General features: G+C 35.6%; 3 protein-coding genes. All 3 read left to right on the top strand.

Going from position 1 to position 1,482, the window contains the following annotated elements; genetic code table 11:
* Positions 1 to 389: type 1 fimbrial protein (locus ACPEH5_RS22645; protein WP_423727229.1), on the top strand; the 389-nt coding region annotated here is incomplete at its 5' end.
* Between the two features lie 77 nt (positions 390 to 466).
* The gene (locus ACPEH5_RS22640) at positions 467 to 1,141 is read left to right on the top strand and encodes a fimbrial biogenesis chaperone (RefSeq protein WP_264403571.1); all 675 of its coding nucleotides are present in this window, start codon (positions 467 to 469) and stop codon (positions 1,139 to 1,141) included.
* A partial coding sequence (locus ACPEH5_RS22635; protein WP_423727228.1) for a hypothetical protein occupies positions 1,116 to 1,482 on the top strand: 367 nt, incomplete at its 3' end. The genes ACPEH5_RS22640 and ACPEH5_RS22635, both read left to right, overlap by 26 nt.

The following is a 1,482-nucleotide window of genomic DNA, read 5'->3' as shown; positions in this document are numbered from 1 at the left end:
CACACTCAACTGAAAACCTAGACACTACTAAAGCATTATCTGAAGCAAACTTTAACTTAGTTTTAAATAACTGTACTAAAGTTTATGACGATTCTACAAACCAAACTGCTGATGCAACGACTGTTTCTATCTTAGCAACTGGTGAAGCATTAACTGGTCACTCAGATATGTTTGCTGACGCTCAAGCATCACAAATCGGTGTTAAATTAGCTGCTGGTAAAGCAAAAACTGAAGTTAAACCTAACATCGCAACTGAAATTACTGACCTGAAAGTAACCGGTAAAAATGACTACGTCATCCCAGTTGTTGCTGGTCTGTACGCAACGGCTTCTGATGCTGTCGCACAAAACTTAAATGTGCCAGTAACATTCAGCGTAGCATACGACTAATCACCGTCGTGCGTTAATTTAGCTAGTAAAGCAGGCAGTGATTTATTGCTGCCTGCAAATTATAAGAGAAAAAAAGAATGCTAAAATTAAAATCCTTACTTTTTATCTTATTTGCTTTTTCGTTTTCTTCTCAAGCGGGTGTCGGTTTAAGTCAAACGCGTATTGTTATTGATGAAGCAACAAACTCTGCTGCAATTACTGCACGAAATGAAGACAGTAAATCGTATTTAGTCGCCAGTTTTATTACACAAAAATTAGACAGCAAAACACCTTCTGAAGGTTACTTTGTCATCACACCTTCTATTTTTAAATTAGCGCCAAAACAACGTAATATTATTAAAATAAAAGCGCTCACACACAAGTTTCCAAAAGATCGTGAAAGTATGTATTACTTTCACTCAAGAAATGTCCCTGAATCCGATAAAGCGGATGGGGTAAAAGTCGGATTAGAAAGTGTTATTAAAATTTTCTATCGACCGGCTAATCTGCCGATGCAGCAAGAAGAAGCATTTAAAGGCATCAAAACTAAAAGTACCTCCAATGGCGTTAAGGTAGTCAATAACTCGCCTTACTATATCAATTTGGCTGGTTTATCTGTTAATAACAAAGCGATTAAGCTTAATAAACAAAATAATGTTATTGCCCCATTTGCTGAAATGAACTTTGTTTCTCAATTAAAAGTGGGCGCTGTTAAGTGGGCTGTTATCAACGACCTTGGAGGATACAATGAATATCATGGGACTGTTGAGTAAAGGGATATTAGCGCTAAGTGTCATTGTATTCTCAGGCTCAATTATTGCTCAGAATGGGCAAATACAGTTCAAAACCAAAATCATAAAAGGAACTTGTGAGTTTGATGATAACAGTGAGTTAGATAAATATATTGATTTTAATAAAAGTGGAATGCTAACAGCATCTGATGTTGACGAAAGCCCAATTAATCAACCGATAAAAACTGAAAGTTTTTCTTATACCATTACTTGTCAGAATTTCCCGGCAGGTACTGAAAAGAAAATTAAAATAAAATCTAAATCGGCCGCATCAACAACATTTAATAATGGTATTTTTTTTGGATTAGCAGATACAACTAAAA

It is taken from the genome of Providencia sp. NPDC089933, assembly GCF_049545585.1.
Lineage (GTDB): Bacteria > Pseudomonadota > Gammaproteobacteria > Enterobacterales > Enterobacteriaceae > Providencia > Providencia huashanensis.
This window is presented reverse-complemented; position numbering and strand designations above follow the sequence as displayed.

Bases quoted from the DNA above. Each gene is read 5' to 3' on its own strand.
- ACPEH5_RS22640 (WP_264403571.1), top strand. From the start codon at position 467: ATGCTAAAATTAAAATCCTTACTTTTTATCTTATTTGCTTTTTCGTTT.